Origin of the sequence: Intestinimonas massiliensis (ex Afouda et al. 2020), assembly GCF_900626285.1 — a bacterium.
GTDB lineage: Bacteria > Bacillota > Clostridia > Oscillospirales > Oscillospiraceae > Flavonifractor > Flavonifractor massiliensis_A.
This window is the reverse complement of the sequence record NZ_LR131148.1, coordinates 343851-359930: the sequence shown is the minus strand read 5'-3', so window position 1 is coordinate 359930 and position 16080 is coordinate 343851. Positions and strand designations below refer to the sequence as shown.

The 16080-nt window shown below is 62.4% G+C and carries 15 protein-coding genes, 1 pseudogene and 1 riboswitch; of the genes and pseudogenes, 7 read left to right on the top strand and 9 right to left on the bottom strand.

What is annotated here, in order from left to right; all coding sequences use genetic code 11:
• Positions 1-308: 308 nt before the first annotated feature.
• The 4 genes and pseudogenes from E0E41_RS17665 to E0E41_RS19325 form a co-directional block, all read right to left on the bottom strand.
• Positions 309-1739 carry a replicative DNA helicase gene (locus tag E0E41_RS17665; RefSeq protein ID WP_130871190.1) on the bottom strand — a complete coding sequence of 477 codons (1431 nt, stop codon included), beginning with the start codon at positions 1737-1739 and terminating at the stop codon, positions 309-311.
• On the bottom strand, positions 1733-2506 hold the full coding sequence (locus E0E41_RS17660) for a hypothetical protein (RefSeq protein WP_130871189.1): 774 nt from the start codon (positions 2504-2506) through the stop codon (positions 1733-1735). Before E0E41_RS17660 ends, E0E41_RS17665 begins: the two co-directional genes overlap by 7 nt.
• A 138-nt stretch (positions 2507-2644) precedes the next feature.
• Positions 2645-2953 carry a hypothetical protein gene (locus tag E0E41_RS17655; RefSeq protein ID WP_130871188.1) on the bottom strand — a complete coding sequence of 103 codons (309 nt, stop codon included), beginning with the start codon at positions 2951-2953 and terminating at the stop codon, positions 2645-2647.
• Positions 2954-3000: 47 nt separating this feature from the next.
• Positions 3001-3192: pseudogene (locus tag E0E41_RS19325) on the bottom strand (hypothetical protein); the annotation flags it as partial.
• A gap of 216 nt (positions 3193-3408) precedes the next feature.
• Between E0E41_RS19325 and E0E41_RS17650 the strand changes: the two are divergent.
• From E0E41_RS17650 to E0E41_RS17635, 4 genes are all read left to right on the top strand, one after another.
• The gene (locus E0E41_RS17650) at positions 3409-4035 is read left to right on the top strand and encodes an Ltp family lipoprotein (protein WP_130871187.1); all 627 of its coding nucleotides are present in this window, start codon (positions 3409-3411) and stop codon (positions 4033-4035) included.
• A gap of 400 nt (positions 4036-4435) precedes the next feature.
• Complete coding sequence (locus E0E41_RS18650) at positions 4436-4597, top strand: Ada metal-binding domain-containing protein (protein ID WP_165450606.1); 162 nt, start codon at positions 4436-4438, stop codon at positions 4595-4597.
• A gap of 98 nt (positions 4598-4695) precedes the next feature.
• A complete protein-coding gene (locus E0E41_RS17640; protein ID WP_130871185.1) occupies positions 4696-6180 on the top strand; it encodes a recombinase family protein in 1485 nt (494 codons plus the stop codon).
• A gap of 165 nt (positions 6181-6345) precedes the next feature.
• Positions 6346-6960: a hypothetical protein gene (locus E0E41_RS17635; RefSeq protein ID WP_242623867.1), complete on the top strand. Its 615-nt coding sequence runs from the start codon at positions 6346-6348 to the stop codon at positions 6958-6960.
• Between the two features lie 42 nt (positions 6961-7002).
• On the opposite strand, the gene E0E41_RS17630 is transcribed toward E0E41_RS17635, so the two are convergent.
• The gene (locus E0E41_RS17630) at positions 7003-7500 is read right to left on the bottom strand and encodes an SLOG family protein (RefSeq protein ID WP_130871183.1); all 498 of its coding nucleotides are present in this window, start codon (positions 7498-7500) and stop codon (positions 7003-7005) included.
• A 163-nt stretch (positions 7501-7663) separates the two neighbouring features.
• Positions 7664-7796: riboswitch (FMN riboswitch) on the top strand.
• Between the two features lie 82 nt (positions 7797-7878).
• On the opposite strand from E0E41_RS17630, the gene E0E41_RS17625 reads away from it, so the two are divergent.
• The 3 genes from E0E41_RS17625 (at position 7879) to E0E41_RS17615 (ending at position 12105) form a co-directional block, all read left to right on the top strand.
• Positions 7879-8499, top strand: a complete 621-nt coding sequence (locus E0E41_RS17625) for an ECF transporter S component (RefSeq protein ID WP_130871182.1) — start codon at positions 7879-7881, stop codon at positions 8497-8499.
• A gap of 184 nt (positions 8500-8683) precedes the next feature.
• Positions 8684-10123, top strand: coding sequence for an MATE family efflux transporter (locus E0E41_RS17620; RefSeq protein WP_130871181.1), 1440 nt, complete (start codon positions 8684-8686; stop codon positions 10121-10123).
• 188 nt (positions 10124-10311) lie between these two features.
• The gene (locus E0E41_RS17615; protein WP_130871180.1) at positions 10312-12105 is read left to right on the top strand and encodes a Na/Pi cotransporter family protein; all 1794 of its coding nucleotides are present in this window, start codon (positions 10312-10314) and stop codon (positions 12103-12105) included.
• A gap of 44 nt (positions 12106-12149) precedes the next feature.
• On the opposite strand, the gene E0E41_RS17610 is transcribed toward E0E41_RS17615, so the two are convergent.
• Genes E0E41_RS17610 through E0E41_RS17595 form a run of 4 tightly spaced genes read right to left on the bottom strand, consistent with a single transcriptional unit; the run spans position 12150 to position 16079 of the window.
• The gene (locus tag E0E41_RS17610) at positions 12150-13355 is read right to left on the bottom strand and encodes an ABC transporter permease (RefSeq protein WP_130871179.1); all 1206 of its coding nucleotides are present in this window, start codon (positions 13353-13355) and stop codon (positions 12150-12152) included.
• Positions 13356-14504 carry a hypothetical protein gene (locus E0E41_RS17605; protein WP_130871178.1) on the bottom strand — a complete coding sequence of 383 codons (1149 nt, stop codon included), beginning with the start codon at positions 14502-14504 and terminating at the stop codon, positions 13356-13358.
• Entirely contained in the window at positions 14501-15355 is an 855-nt protein-coding gene (locus E0E41_RS17600) for an ABC transporter ATP-binding protein (protein WP_130871177.1), read from the bottom strand. Before E0E41_RS17600 ends, E0E41_RS17605 begins: the two co-directional genes overlap by 4 nt.
• Positions 15342-16079 carry a hypothetical protein gene (locus E0E41_RS17595; protein ID WP_130871176.1) on the bottom strand — a complete coding sequence of 246 codons (738 nt, stop codon included), beginning with the start codon at positions 16077-16079 and terminating at the stop codon, positions 15342-15344. The genes E0E41_RS17600 and E0E41_RS17595 overlap by 14 nt, the downstream gene beginning before the upstream one ends.
• Between the last annotated feature and the right edge of the window lies 1 nt (position 16080).

Here is a 16080-nt window from a genome sequence, read left to right as displayed (position 1 = left end):
TGCCCCGGCCCTCTGCCGGGCGCCCCGCATTTCCTGCCACGCCCAATCTTGACTTCCCGACCTGTTCTCTCAACGGGATTCCAACGGAAACCCGGCCGCCGGTTCCCCTCTGGCTGACCTGGAACGCCAGCTGGAGGAAAAACGCAGCGAATTGGAGGCCATCAACGCCCGTATGAGCCGCTTCTCTTACCGTTTTCGGAGGACCAGCCGCAGCTTTCTTTGGCTGCTTTGGCTTTCCGCCGTTTGCCTGATCTTGTTTGCTGTTACGATCGCCGCCCCGCTGAGGGGCGGTTTTCTGTTTTTACCGCCTATCCCCTTCCATCAGTTCCGCCGGAGACCGCCGGGCCTTCTCCCGGAGGCAGGCCGCCGAATCCTCCACCACCGGGCTGCGGCGCCGAAGGATCGTCGGGATCGTCGTCATAGATCCCCTCCCAGAAGCGCTCGGCAAAGCTCGCCTGCTTGTACTGCCTGGGCCGCTTAAAGGGGGCCGCCTGGGGCACCACGGACTGGCGGAAGCGCTGATAGGCCCCGTCAAAGGTGAGGTACATCCGTCCCCGCTCTCCGTCCTTGTTCTTGGCCAGCTTGAGCACCCGGCGGCTCTCGTTGGGCTTGGACGGGTCCTCCAGGTAGAGCAGCAGAATGGCGTCGGCGTCCTGCTCGATCTGCCCGGATTCCCGCAGATCGCTCATGGTGGGCTCGATGTACCTGCCCTCGTCCTTGGTCTTTTCCGACCGTGTCAGCTGGGACAGGGCTACCACCAGGATGCCGTTTCCGTGGGCCATCTGCTGAAAGGTCCGGCTGATGGCGGATACCTGCTCCGTACGGTTGGCCTTCCGGGGCTCCGGCTCCACGATCTGGAGGTAATCCACATAGACGATCTGGTACCGGTTGGCCAGGGCATCTGCCCGGATGTCACTGGCCGTCATGCCGGAGGCGTCGATCAGCTCCAGCTGGTGCTTGAGGATCCTGGGCGCCGCGTCGGCCGCCTGGGCCCATTCCCCCTCTGTGAGTGCCCCCCGTTTGATGGCGGCCATCTCAATGCCCGCCATGTTGGAGATCAGCCGGTCGGCCAGCTTGTAGCGGCTGGTCTCCAGGGAGTAGAACCCCACCCGCTTGGCCTCGCTCTGGTGGTAGGCGAAGGACACCGCCAGAGCCGTCTTGCCGGCGGAGGGGTAGCCCCCCAGCACCACCATGTCCCCCAGGTCGGCAAAGAGCTGCTCGTCCAGCTTGGACAGGCCCCAGGTCAGATACCGGTGGGGCGTGGTGTGCCGCTGCCAGAAGGATTGCAGCATCTGCTCCATGTTCATCCGCCGCACATCCTGGCGCTCCACGGTGAGGGCCTGGAGCTTGTCCAGACCCCGGCGGAGCTCCTCCATGTCCCGGGCCTCTGCCATGCTCTGTGCGATCTCCCGGCCCTGCACCACCCGGGCCTGCTCCTGCATCCGGGGCACATACTCCCAGATGTTCGCGGCCGTGGGCACATCCTCCATGATCTGGAGGAGCAGCTTGCCCCAGTTCTCTCCCCCGCCCAGCCTGTCCAGAACGGTCACCGGGTCCACCGGCTTGCCGCTGACGAACTGGGCCCGGATGGCCTGAAAGATCTGCCGGTAGGTACTGTCCAGGAAGTCCCGCTCCGACACCTTGCTGAGCACCGGCCCGATCAGCTTGTCCTCAATGAGCAGCGCGCCCACCACCGCCTCCTGATTGGACAGGCGGTCTTTGAGATCCAGGCTCACCATGTGGGCACCTCCTCACGGGCGGCCATTCCGGGCGGCGGCTGCTCCGGCGGGGTTATGTACTCGTCCTCCCAGGCCCTGGCATTGAGCCAGTTGGAGGCCATGGGGATAAACTTTCCGTTTTCCTCCTGCCACTGGGGAGACTGCTTGTCCCGCTCCAGCGCCGCCGCCATCCGGCGGCATAGGGCCGGGTCCGGCTTGAGCTTGTCCCACGCTTTCCGGGCCGCCTTCTTCCCGCCCCGCTTTCCCTGCCGGGGCGGGTAGACCGACCAGAACCGCTCAAAAAGCAGTTCCTGCCGGTCCACCGGGGCAGGCTTGTCCCCGTGGGGGACTATAGGGGGTATATTTAACTGGTCAGTAACTGTTTCCTTATTACATTTCCCCGTCCGGTGAAATGGTTGTCCCGATTCGGTGAAATGCATTTCACTGCTTGGTGAAATGGGAGGCGCAAGAAGCCCGTACACCTCCAGCACGCTGTCCGCCAGGGCATACCACACGGTCCGGTCGGTCTTGTCCTGACTGAAGTTGCCGGTAAGCAGTCCCCCGTCCTCCTTCAGCTTTGCCACGATCCGCTCCACCTGCCGGCGGGTCCAGAACGGGAACCGCTCGGCCAGGGCCTCCAGGGTGTTGTACGTCCAGGTACGGCCCTCGTGGAAGTGCCGCCCGTTGGCCTGGTTCTTGGCGATCCAGAAGGCCATTGCGTGCAGGAAGATGGCCCCATTCACGCCGTAACGCCGGGCCAGCTCGGCATTGAAATGATATTCTGTCACGGCCCCCCGCCCCCTTGAACATTCAGACTGTTTGCGGCATCAGAATTATGATTTCCGTGCACGAAACCATTGTCCGGCCCTGCTGTCTGTGCCCGCAGACAGCGGGGCCTCTCTTTTTGCTCTCTCATGGCGATCCTCCTACCAGATCCCCTGGTCCATCATGGCCTTGATGGCCGCCTTTTTGATCCGCTCCCGGTTGGCGGCCCGCTCCTCCTCACTGACCTCGACGTCCTGGTGCGGTGTGAAGCACAGAGTGGTGCCCAGCTTTCCGGAATCCATCGTGGCGCTCTCGTCCACCAGCACCCGCTCCCCCGACATCGCAGTCAGCCAGTGCAGCCCCTTCCGGCGGGTCATGACGGTGTCCACCTCATGCCGGCCGATCTTTTCATGGATGATCTTGGTGGTGACCACCAGCTCCTCCACAGGCTCGATCTTCAAATCCCGCATATGTACCGCACCTCCCTCATTTTGTTGTATGCGCCCCCATGGCTGTCCTATGTGGATTCCCGGGCGCAGCGCAGCTCCAGGACAGACTTGGGCCGTACCTCCGGCACCACACTGCTGTACAGGAGCACCATCAGCTCCGCTATCTTATTGGGCGGTACCCGCCGGCCAGTTTCATAAGCACGTACACTTTCCGCAGATATTCCCGGCCGCAGAGCGGCCGCTTCCTGTGTCGGTCCGGCGGCCTTGCGGCATTCCGGGTCTCATCCGGCATGGTGATCTCCGCCTCATCGGGGTAAAATGGACGGCATCAGCCACCTGCTGCGTCATCCCCCTTGCCTCCCGCAGTTTTTTCAGTTTCAAGATTTTTCCTCTTCTCAGATTGTCCTTTCTCCGGTTGTATGGTATAATTTATAAAAAGTGTCTGATTTGTACACTTTGAGAGAGGGAGGATACATATGATGAAAAAAGCCTCGGCAATTTTATCTCTGGTGCTCCTGCTGTTTGTACTGGCCTCTTGTTCCTCAACCACAGACAATGACGTTTCCGGATCGGCTCCGGCGGCGGACACAGCCACGGAAGGCCTCGTCTCCACAGAACCGTCACAGCAAGTTCAGGCGGAAGAAGTACCTACGCCAAATGCTGATGCATCCCTTACCATGGGCCAAAAAAATGCACTTGGCCAGGCGAATAGTTACCTTTCCCTCATGCATTTCTCCCGGACCGGCCTGATCGATCAGTTAGAGTTTGAAGGATATACCACCGAAGAAGCTGCTTTTGCCGTAGATAATTGTGGGGCAGACTGGAAGGAACAGGCTGCCGGAAAAGCGCTCGATTACTTGGATACCACCGCATTTTCTTACTCCGGCTTGATTGACCAATTGGAGTTTGAGGGCTTCACGACAGAGGAAGCCACCTATGGCGTCGATGCCTGCGGGGCAGACTGGAAGGAGCAGGCAGCTTTAAAAGCACAGTCATACCTGGATCTCATGTCTTTCTCCCGGTCTCAGCTGATCGATCAGCTGGAGTTTGAAGGTTTCACGGCAGAGCAGGCCGAGTATGGCGCCACTGCCGCGGGATATTGATTGGTACTTATGTGAGGACTATTAAGAATTTCTCCAAAAAACCGGAACATAGAAGGCGAACAACATGGCAAGAAGGAAAACGAACAAGCCCCAAAAGCCAATGCGAACAATTATTATCGTTCTCATTGTGTTGGCATTGATCGGCGGCATCATGAGTGCATGTAATCCGGAAAGCACTCAGCCCAGTGATACGCCGCCTGCCGTTGTAACGACCGCTTCTCCCGATCCCTCGAGTGAAGCAGCACCAACACCGACACCCACGCCCACACCTACACCTACGCCGACACCCACGCCCACACCCACACCTACACCTACGCCTACGCCTACGCCCAAGCCTACGCCTACGCCCAAGCCTACGCCCAAGCCAACACCCGCTCCCACTCCTGCACAGGAACAGTCAATGGGCGTATTTATCGGCAGCGTGGAATCTGACAAATACCATTACCCTTCCTGCCGCCATGCCAAAAAGATTACCGACGCCAATGCGATCTGGTTTTCCAGCGCGGAAGATGCTCAGGCTCACGGCTATTCAGCCTGTAAAGTCTGCCATCCGCCCTCCTGACCAGCGGCACGGAACGCACAAAAGAGCCGGGGCTTACGCCCCGGCCTCTTAAACCGCCAGAAATCGAACATTTGTGCCAGAAAAGGCAGGTGACAGACATGGACGCAGCGCAATACCTCCGCAAATCCCGGATGGAGGAGGGCATGGACACCGAGGAGGTACTGGCCAAGCACCGGAAGGCTCTGGCTTCCTTCGCCGCCGCCCACGGCATCCACATCATTGAGACCTACTACGAAGTGGTCAGTGGGGAGAGCCTGTACGCCCGTCCGGAGATGCTGCGCCTGCTGGAGGACGTGGAGGATGGCCGGTATGACGCGGTGCTGGTGATGGATCTGGACCGGCTCTCCCGCGGTCGGATGAAGGACCAGGGCATCATCCTGGACGCCTTCCGGGATTCCGGCACCCTGATCGTCACCCCGGAAAAGACCTACGACCTGTCCGACGACCTGGACGACGAGATGGCGGAGTTCAAGACCTTCATGAGCCGCCGGGAGTACAAGATCATCAACAAGCGGCTGCGCCGGGGGCTGAAGCAGACCATCCAGGACGGCTGCTATGTGGCCAACGCCCCCTACGGCTACCGGAAGGTGACGGTGGACCGGAAGCCCACCCTGGAGATCTACGAGCCGGAGGCCAAGTTTGTGCGGATGATGTATGACCTCTATCTCCAGGGCTACGGCTGCGTGTCCATCGCCCGGTACGTTAATTCCCTGGGGGCCAGGCCTCACCGCTCGGCGGAGTTCAGCCGGAACAGCGTGGCCCATATCCTCCGCAACCCCACCTTTGCCGGCAAGATCGTGTGGGATCAGAAGACCCACATCCGCAAGGGGGCCAAGGGCAACCCCAAGCACATCACCATCTGCAATCCCCGGGATCAGTGGACCATCGTGGACGGGATGCACCCGGCCATCGTGTCCCAGGAGACCTACGACCAGGTGCAGGCCATTCTGGCGGGGCGGTATGTCCCCTCCAAGCGGGACGGCACGGTGCGCAGCTCCCTGGCGGGGCTGGTGCTGTGCGCCAACTGCGGGCAGCATATGCAGCGCCTGACCATGAAGGGCACCCCCTACCTGCTCTGCACCCGGCCCGGGTGCTGCGCCTCCACCAAGTTTGAACTGGTGGAAGGGCGCATCCTCTCCTACCTGGAGGAGACCCTGGCCCGGATGGAGCTGGAGCAGCAGACCGGAGCCGGCCGGGATACCTCGGTACTGGACAGCACCCTGGAGGCCATCAAGAAGGAGCTTGTAGCCGCCCAGCGGCAGAAGAACCGGCTGTACGAGCTGCTGGAGCTGGAGGAGTACGACCTGCCCACCTTCCGGGAGCGGATGGCGGCGGTGAAGGAGAAGATCGCCGGTCTGGAGCGCCGGCAGCGGGAGACCGAGCGCACCATAGAGCAGGTCAGGCTGGCTGACCCCGCCTCCCTGGCCAGGAAGATCCGGGCGGTGCTGGACGCCTATGACGCCGCCGACGCCGCCGGCCGCAACGCCATGCTGAAGAGCGTTCTGGACACCGTATGGTATGAAAAAGAGAAGAAAACCGCGCCCACCGACTTTCAGCTGAGATTCGACCTGAAACTCTTCTGAAGGAGAGTTTTTTTCTATCTATAAGGTGCGGTATCTTCCGATAAGGATTGTATCGAAGATCTTCGCTTCTACCCCACCCAGAACTCCCAGGCCGCCATTGAGCGGGCCGTCAGCATCAAGGCCGGCAGCGCCGAGCTGCTGTATGTTTACATCGACGTGGAGCCGGTGAGCTTCCACCGGGGCTTCTACACCGTGGATGTGCGCTACTTCTACAAGGTCACCGCCGACGCCTTCGTGGGCGCCGCCCGGCCGGTGGAGGTGTGCGGCCTGTGCGTCTTTGACAAGCGGGTCATCCTGTTCGGCAGCGAGGGCAGCGCCAAGGTGTTCTCCTCCGAGCTGTCGGTGGACGGCCTGGATGAGCAGAGCCTGCGCAAGACCAATCTCCCCACCGCGGTGGTGGAGGTGGTGGACCCCATCGTGCTCAACATGAAGCTGGTGGACGTGTGCGAGTGCCACCCCTGCGACTGCGCCCTCTCCGAGGTGCCCCCCTGCATCTGCTCCTGCTTCGGCAGCGACCTGTGCTTCGGCGGCGACAACAAGCGCATCTACGTCACCCTGGGTCAGTTCTCCATCATCCGTCTGGAGCGGGATTCCCAGCTCCTCATGCCGGTGTACGACTACTGCATGCCCGAGAAGGAGTGCGCCTGCGGCGGCAACGAGGAGGATCCCTGCGAGATGTTCCGCCACGTGAAGTTCCCCGTCAACGAGTTCTTCCCCCCCAACGATCCCACTCCCTCCCACGACTGCTGCCCGGCTCCGAAAGGCTGCTGCCGCAGCTGACAGCACAGAACGGGCCCATCCCTCCGGATGGGCCCGTTCTCCTTACAGATCCAAGATCTTCACATCCAGCCCCTGCCGCATGGCGTAGGTCAGGGTATACATGGTGCCGCCCAGCATCCCGTCATACACGGCGATGAGCAGGGCGGAGCGGTCCACCATATAGCGGTTGCGGCGGAGCATGCAGCCCTTGTCATAGTGCCGCTGGACCATGGTCTCCTGGTCGCATTGCTCCACCAGCGTGAAGTACCGCTCCCGCTCCCGCTCCCGCCACCGGGCGGCCTGCTCTTCACAGGGGATCACCGCCTCCAGCGTCACGTCGGGGTACCGGTCCCGCAGCTTGAACACCGCCTCACAGAAATAAAAGTCTGCCCCCCGGGCCATGCCGCACATAAAGTGCCGCATGCCCCGCTCGTATGCCTCCTCCACCGCTTCATCCAGCCGCGCCTTCAGCGCCACGCACCGGGGATCGGCCTCGTTGTCCCTCCAGGGCAGCTTCTCCGGCCGATGGCCGGTAAAGCTGCAGGTGGTCTCCCGATCCATGTCCGCCGCCTCCCATCCAAGCAAAGTAAATTCAGTGGTTTCATTGTATTATATCCAGAGGGACAAGTCAACGATTTATCGAACATTTGTTTTTCTGTAAAGTCCCATTTAGGGGTTGCATTTCTGACAGGCTTGTGTATAATATGGTTGGAACAACTGAATGAGATGTCTTCAGGGCAGGGTGAAAATCCCGATCGGCGGTATAGTCCGCGAGCCTTCGGGCCGACCCGGTGGAACTCCGGGACCGACAGTGACGCGCACAGCGAGGCGCGAAGTCTGGATGGAAGAAGATGTGTTGAAATTGCGCATGCTCCTTTGATTTTGACACCTGGAAGACATGGTCTTTCGGGTGTTACTGTTTTCTAAGGAGTGTTTTTTATGTCTGCAAGATCCGCCCGCATCAAGAAGCTGGCCGTCATGGCCATGCTGGTGGCTCTGTCCATTGTTCTGGTGTCCCTGGTCCACTTTCCCATCTTCGCCCCGGTGGCCTTCCTGGAGTATGACCCCGCCGACATTCCCATCCTCATCGGCACCTTCGCCTACGGCCCCCTGGCCGGCATCGTGCTGGCGGTGGTGGCCAGCCTGATCCAGGGCTTTACCGTCAGCGCCCAGAGCGGCGTCATGGGTATCGCTATGCACATCTTCGCCACCTCCACCCTGGTGCTGGTGGCGGGCACCATCTATAAGATCCGCCACACCCGCTCCGGCGCGGTGATCGCCCTGGTGGCCGGCGTGCTGGCCATGACCGTGGCCATGATGGTGTTCAACCACTTCCTGACCCCCTACTTTATCACCGCCGACATCAGCGACGCCGCCGCTGTGGCCGCCAACCGGGCCTATGTGGACACCCTGCTGTTCCCCTTCATCGCTCCCTTCAACCTGATCAAGGCGGGCGCCAACTCGGTCGTCACCTTCCTGGTGTACAAGGTGGTCTCCCGGTACATCGTCCACGGGGACGCCTTTTCCGCCAAGCCCCGGAAGGCGGCCGACCAGATCTGAGCCGTTCTTCTGAAAAATGTCCCACAGCAGCCCCTGCTGTTTTGTTGAAATCTGCCTTTGAAAAAGGGCGGGCGGCATTTTATAATAAGTGTATAGCGTGTGGCCGAAGGCATAAATCCAGCTTTCGGCCACACGCTTTTTTGTCGCCCGTCAACGGGTCCAGCAAAAAAGGAGGCTGCTGCTTATGCACGAACAATCCAACTCATTTCTGGTCACCCAGCCCATCGGAAACCTGATGCGGCGCTATGCCATCCCCTGTATCATCTCCCTGCTGGTGGCGGCGCTTTATAACATTGTGGATCAGATCTTCATTGCCAACGCCAGCTATCTGGGCTCCTACGGCAACGCTGCCAACACGGTGGTCTTTCCCCTGACCGTGGTGGCCCTGGCCATCGCGGTGATGATCGGAGACGGCTGCTGCGCCTTTGTCAGCATCAGCCTGGGCTCCGGCCAGACGGATCGTGCCCGGAAGAGCATCGGCAGCGCCATCCTGCTCAGCGTGCTGCTTGGTATTCTGCTGACCGTCTGCTATCTGCTTTTCTCCCCACAGATCCTGACCGCGTTCGGCGGGCAGGTCAATCCGGAGACCTACGCCTGCTCCAGGGAGTACTTCTTCTGGATCACCCTGGGGGTCCCCTTCTACCTGTTCGGCCAGGCCATGAACCCCATCATCCGCTCCGACGGCAGCCCCCGGTTCGCCATGGCCTCCACCCTGGCGGGGGCGGTGGTCAACCTGATCCTGGACCCGGTGTTCATCTTCGGCTGCCGCTGGGGTATGATGGGAGCCGCTGTCGCCACTATCCTGGGCCAGATCCTCACCGCCTTTCTGTCCATCTGGTATCTGCGCCATATGAAGGCTGTCCGGCTGGACAAGAGCTGCTTCCGGCTCCACGGGGACCTGGCCAGGCGCTATCTGCCCCTGGGCATCTGCAGCTTCCTGTCCCAGATCTCCCTGGTGGCCGCCATGGCCGCCATCCAGAACATGACCCTGAAATATGGCGCTCTGGACCCGATCTTCTCCCAGGCCCAATACGCCCAGATCCCCCTGGCGGTGCTGGGCATCGTGATGAAGTTTTTCCAGATCGTCATTTCCGTGGCGGTAGGCATGGCCGCCGGGTGCATCCCCATCATCGGCTATAACCTGGGGGCGGAGCGCCGGGATCGGGCCGCCAGCCTGCTCACCCGGCTGGTCCTGGCTGAGGCCGCCGTGGGCGCACTGGCGCTGGTGATCGTAGAGCTCTTCCCACGGCAGCTCATCGGCCTGTTCGGCGCCGCCAACGAGAGCGCCTACTACACCCAGTTTGCTGTCCGCTGCTTCCGGGTCTACCTGTGCATGATGATCCTGGCCACGGTGAACAAGGCCGCCTTCATCTACCTCCAGGCCCTAGGCAAGTCCTTCCTGTCCACTGCCCTGTCCATGATCCGGGAGGTAATTTTCGGCGTGGGTCTGTCCCTGCTTCTCCCCCATTTCTTCGGTCTGGACGGCGTGCTGTACTCCATGCCGGTATCCGATGTGCTCACCTTCCTGATCTCCGCCGCGGTGCTGGTCCGCACCTACCGGGCCCTGCGCACCGCCGCTCCCCGGCCCGGCGCCCCTCTGCCGCAGAACAGCTGTCCGGGCTAAGTTTTCCCGCTCTCCGTATACTCCGAAATTTCGTCTAAAAAGCACTCCTTCATTTTGGCACAACCACCAAATTTCCCGAAAAAGCGCCGCTGCCATTTACGAAGGCCGGCGGGTGGACTATAATTGAATCGTACAATTTGATGTGTTTGTGATTATTTGGCCAAGAGGGCCAGATTTGGGGGAGAATTGTGGAGCTTGCAAATATCATCGCCGTATTTGGCGCTGTGGCCACCTTCCTGTTTGGCATGTCCACCATGACCGACGGTCTGGAAAAGCTGTCCAGCGGCCGGTTGGAAAACATCCTGGAACGGCTGACCAGCAACGTGTTCAAGGGCGTCCTGCTGGGCGCCGTGGTCACCGGCCTGATCCAAAGCTCCGCCGCCACCACCGTCATGTGCGTGGGCTTCGTCAACGCCGGCATCATGAAGCTGGAGCAGACGGTGGGCATCATCATGGGCGCCAACATCGGCACCACCGTCACCGCCCAGCTGCTGAGCCTGGGTGATATTTCCTCGGACAACATCGTGCTGATGTTCCTCAAGCCCTCCTTTCTGGGCCCCATTCTGGCGGTCATCGGCATTATCTTCTATATGTTCATCAAGGGCGGGCACAAAAAGACGGTGGGCCAGATCGTTCTGGGACTGGGCCTGCTGTTTATCGGCATGAACACCATGTCCGCCGCGGTGGAGCCTCTTCAGGACCTGCCGGAGTTCCAGGCCGTGTTTACCGCCTTCTCCAACCCCTTCCTGGGTGTGGCCGTAGGCGCCCTCATCACCGCCCTGCTCCAGTCCTCCTCCGCCTCCATGGGCATTCTGCAGGCTATCAGCACCACCGGCGTGGTCTCCTTCCATATCGCCATGCCCCTGATCATGGGCCAGAACATCGGCACCTGCATCACCGCCCTGATCTCCTCCATCGGCGCCTCCCGCAACGCCAAGCGCACCGCTATGATCCATCTGTTCTTCAATATTATCGGCTCGGTCTTTTTCCTGGTGGTGCTTTACGCCGGCAACGCCCTGTTCCGGTTCCCCTTCTGGGGTACCACTATGACCATGAGCTCCATCGCCAACCTGCACCTGGCCTTCAACGTGGCCTGCACCGCCCTGCTGCTCCCCTTCCACCGGCAGCTGGTCAAGCTGGTGAAGCTGGTGGTGCCCGGCGATGCCGAGGAGCGGGAGCTGTCCGTGCTGGATGACCGCTTCCTGTCCTCCCCCTCCCTGGCGCTGGAAAAGTCCCATGACGCGGTGGTGCAGATGGGTGAGTTCGCCCGGGACAACTTCCTTCTGTCGGTGGACCTGATCAAAAAGTTCGACCCCAAGAAGCTGGAGCGGCTCAATGAGACCGAGACCGCCCTGGACAAGCTGGAGGGTCTGCTGGACAACTACCTGGTAAAACTGACTGACCGGGCGCTCTCTCCGGAGGAGAGTACCAAGGTGTCCGAACTGCTCCACACCCTGTCCGACTTCGAGCGGATCGGCGATTATGCCGTCAACGTGTCAGAATGTGCGGTGATTCTCCGTAACCGGGGCATGTCCTTCCCCGCTCAGGCCCAGATGGAACTGGATCAGCTGGCCGCCGCGGTGAATGAGACGCTGGAAAAGACCATCGCCTGCTACCAGAGCAGGCAGCGGGCTGTGGCCGTCCAGGTGGAACCCCTGGAGGAAGTGGTGGACCTGATCGCCGACACGCTGAAGAACCGCCACGTGGAGCGGCTGAAGACCGGCGAGTGTACCATAGAATTGGGCACCCAGTTCCTGGAGTTGCTCATCAATCTGGAGCGCATTTCCGACCACTGCTCCAACGTGGCCCTGCGCATCGTGCGCCAGACCGCCTCCAAGGAGGACAAGGCGCGGATCGACTCCCACGCCTACACCCGGGACCTGCACCACGGCGGTACCAACCCGGAGTTCGACCAGCTGTTCGGGCAGTACCGGGAGAAATACTTCTCCCCCATCGCGCAGGAAACGACAGCCGCTCCGTAAAAATCAAAACGCCCCGGTTCGTCTGAACGAACCGGGGTGTTTTTTTACAGCTCTGCCTTCCGCTGGCGGCGGATGGTCATAACGCACAGAGCCAGGGCCAGCAAGGCGGCCAGTGCGGCGCAGAGGAACTCCGTCCCCGGCAGGCCGGTGAGCCGGACGGGACTGCTCATGAACAGTCCCGCTCCCGCCATGATCCAGGGCACCACGCCCCAGCACAGCACGAAGATCAGGGGGATGGCCTTGAGGAGCATGGCCACATAGCTGGCACTGAACCGGGAGAGCACCACCGTGAACCCGGAGGCCGCCAGGGCAAGCAGGAAGGTAAGCCCCAGCAGGATCAGCAGATACTGGCCATAAGTCCAGTCGAACCAGGGAAATTCAGCGTTCCACACACTGACCAGGGGGCAGTTCCGAAACCGCAGCGCCCCGGTGGCCAGGAAGGGGCCCAGGTAGACGGCGCAGTTGAGCAGGGTGAGCAGCACCCCGGACAGCAGGGCCGCCCCCATCTGGGCATTCAGCACCCCCCGCCCCCGGCGGGAAGTCCACTGCATGGCTCTGGTGCGGCGGAGGGCGTCCCGCACCAGGGTGGGGGACAGCAGCAGCACCGCGCTGAAGACGCACCAGATGGCGAAGTAGTGAAAGAAGTTGTCGGTATTGTTTGTCACGGTGCCGGGCAGGAAGCCATAGACGCCCTCCGCTCTCACATCCTCCACCCGCCGGATGCTGGGCTGGTGGGCGGGAGAATAGTCCCCCACTTCACCGCCCCAGGCCTCCGGCACTTCCCCCGCCGCCAGGGTGTCATAGTTCTCCATAAACTGAAGCAGCGATTCTATTGTGTTCAGATTGGTGGTATAGTAGATGGCCCGGGACAGGTCGGAATCCTCCTCCGTCCGCGTCCCTGCCTGGGAGCTGTTGTGGTAGTCCGCCTCCCAGTCCAGATAGCTCTCGTAATCGGTGATCCCCGCCTCCGCGGCCCCGGGGACCTGGGCCGCCTGCCGGGCAAACTCCGCCTCCAGATCTTCCAGCTGGCCGTCCAGCTGAGCCCGTTCCTCCGGCTCCATGGTGGTGCCGCAGGCCTCCAGCCAGCCGGAGGAGAGCTGAGCCTGGGCGCCCCTCCAGTCGCTGGAATCCCAGAAATATTCCAGATAAAAGCCGGGCCGCGCGTCATAAAACACCAGGCCGATGAGGGCGATGGCCAGCAGCAGGCCGGGCCGCCAGATCTTTTTCAGTTCCCATTTCAGCAGAGCCATTCACGCCACATCCTTTCTTCCGAACCGCCTCAGGGCCAGCAGAGTGAAGCCGCCCCACACCAGCAGGTTGAGGGCCAGCCCCGCCGTCTCCTGCCAGGGGATAAGCCCGCCCTGCCCCAGCTCGGTGAACCAGCCGCTGATGGACAGCCACAGATGGGCCGGGGAAAAGGTGGTGAGCAGATAGGCCCACCACAGGCCCAGGTTGTTGACCAGGACAGAGGACAGGCCGATCATCAGAGCGCACAGGGCCGCCGCCCCGATGGCCGCCCCGTAAGTATTGCCTATCAGCAGGCCCGCAACAGCCCCCATCAGGGTAAAGACCGCCACCAGTGCCCCGCCGGCCGCCACCATGGCGGCAAAATAGCTCCCCACGGTGAAGTCCGCCCAGGTGAGGAAGGGGCGGGGGTGGAGCATATCTACAAAATAGTTGAACTGGCTGGACACGCTGGCCGACCAGATGCCGCCGTAGTCCCACAGGATCAGATAGGGCCCCAGGGTGAGCAGGACCAGCAGGGCGTACAGCCCCAGGGCGGCGGCCAGGGCGGCCAGGGCCTTGCTCCGCCACAGCTTCCGCCCCGTCCGGCTGGCGCAGGTCAGGGCACGGGTGCCGCTCATACCCTCATACCCCACCAGATAGAGGGCGCACAGCAGGCCCAATAGAATGCCCTCGGCCACGATGGCCCGGAACAGGGTGTCATAGAGGTACTGATGGCTGTCGTGGGTGATGGGCCCCACGTACAGGTCCAGGGCGGCGCCGGTCCGGGCCAGGTGATCCACCCGGGCCTGGAGCAGGCCGTACTTCCAGGCCATCCAGCTCTGGGCCAGGGTGTCCCCCTCCATCAGCTCCTGATAAAAAGCGGTCAGCTCCCCGGTGTCGTAGCCCTCCAGGGTGTTCTCCAGCCCGGTCACATAGGGGCGCAGAAGCGCCCGGTTCTCGGTGTCCGGCAGGGCGTCCAGCCCCGTCAGGAACGCCTGGTCCACCCGCTGGCCCAGGAGGGCGGCGTCCGCCGAGGTGTCGTTGAAGAAGGCCCGGTCCAGGGCGGAGGGTGAGGACAGCAGCAGGCCGTTGAACACCAGGCACAGGCCCACAAACACCCACAGGGCGGGCAGGCGGAACAGCTTCCGCCATTCCCACACCGCCAGCCTCATGCTCCTCCCTCCTCCCGGTAGATGGCCAGGAAGGCGTCCTCCAGGCCGGGCGTCACGGGAACGGCTCCCGCCGGGGGCGTGTCGGACAGCACCCGCAGCACCGCCCCGGCCTCGCTCTGGCCCTCGCTGAGGACCAGCTGGTCCGGGCCCAGGGCGGCGCCCGCCGGCACCTGCCAAACCCTGCCCTTCCACTGGGCGCAGATGCGGGCGGGACTGTCGCAGCAGTACAGTTTATGGTCCTTGAACAGGACGATCTGCCCGGCGATGGTCTCGATGTCCGAGACGATGTGGGTGGACAGGATGACGATCCGGTCGGCGGCCAGGGCGTGGATCAGGTTGCGGAAGCGCACCCGCTCCCGGGGGTCCAGCCCGGCGGTGGGCTCGTCCAGCAGCAGCAGTCTGGGGTTCGTGAGCATGGCCACGGCGATGCCCACCCGCTGGCGCATGCCGCCGGAGAAGGTTTTCAGCTTCTTGTCCGCCGCGTCGGCCAGACCCACGGTGTCCAGCAGCTCCGCAATGCGCTTTTCCGCCTCCCCCTTGGGCAGGCACTGGAGGGCGGCGGCGTAGCGGAGGAACTGCCGGGCGGTGTAGGAGGGGTAAAACCCGAAGTCCTGGGGCAGGTAGCCCAGCAGGCCCCGGTACTCCGCCCCCAGGGTGTGGATGTCCTCCCCGTCCCACAGGATCTGCCCCTCCGTGGGGAAGAGCAGGGTGGCCAGCAGCTTGATAAGGGTGGTCTTGCCCGCCCCGTTGGGGGCCAGCAGGCCGTACACCCCCGGCTCAAAGGCCAGGTTCACGTCCTCCAGGGCGGTGAAAGTCCCATAGCGCTTGGTCACATGTTCAACTGAAAGCATAAGCCTCTCCTCTCCTCCGCCCCAGGCAGAACCGTCTCAATTCCAGCAGATACAGGGCCAGGGCTCCCCCGGCCAATGTCAGGAACACCGCCCCGGGCAGGGCGGCCAGCCAGGCCGACGCCCCGTCCCACGCCAGCAGCAGGCCCCCCAGTGCCGCCCAGATCACCGGCGGAGCGATCAGCCGCCCCCGTCCCTTTCCCTCCAGGCAGGCCAGGGACAGCAGGCCATAGAGGAACAGGCTGGACAGGGACACCCCCAGCATCCAGCTCAGGGGCAGTTCACCCCCCATGGCTTTCCACAGCCACAGGTTCACCGGCACACACACCAGCACCGAGCCGCCGCCGAATACCGCCATCCGCAGGGCGGTCACCGCCTGGACGGACAGCCGGCAGCTCCGCTTCCAGTCCAGCAGACCGGACTGGGCCTCCTTCCAGGCGGTGAGCCCCAGCAGCAGGGCGTACAGCGCCGGGGAAGCCAGAAAGAGCATGGGGGCCGGGGACAGCAGCTGGAGGGCGGCGGCCAGCAGGGGGATCATCAGCAGCACCGCCGCCAGGATGCTCAGAAAGATGCAGTCGGCCACCCCGAAAAAGAGCACCCGGACATCCAGAGCCGTTCGGAGGGTGGCCGCCAGCCCCGGCCTGGGCACAAGCCCCTGATCCAGAATGGCGGAAATGGCCGCCTCCCGCTCCCCATGGGCGGGCATTTGTTCCTTCCAACGCTCCATA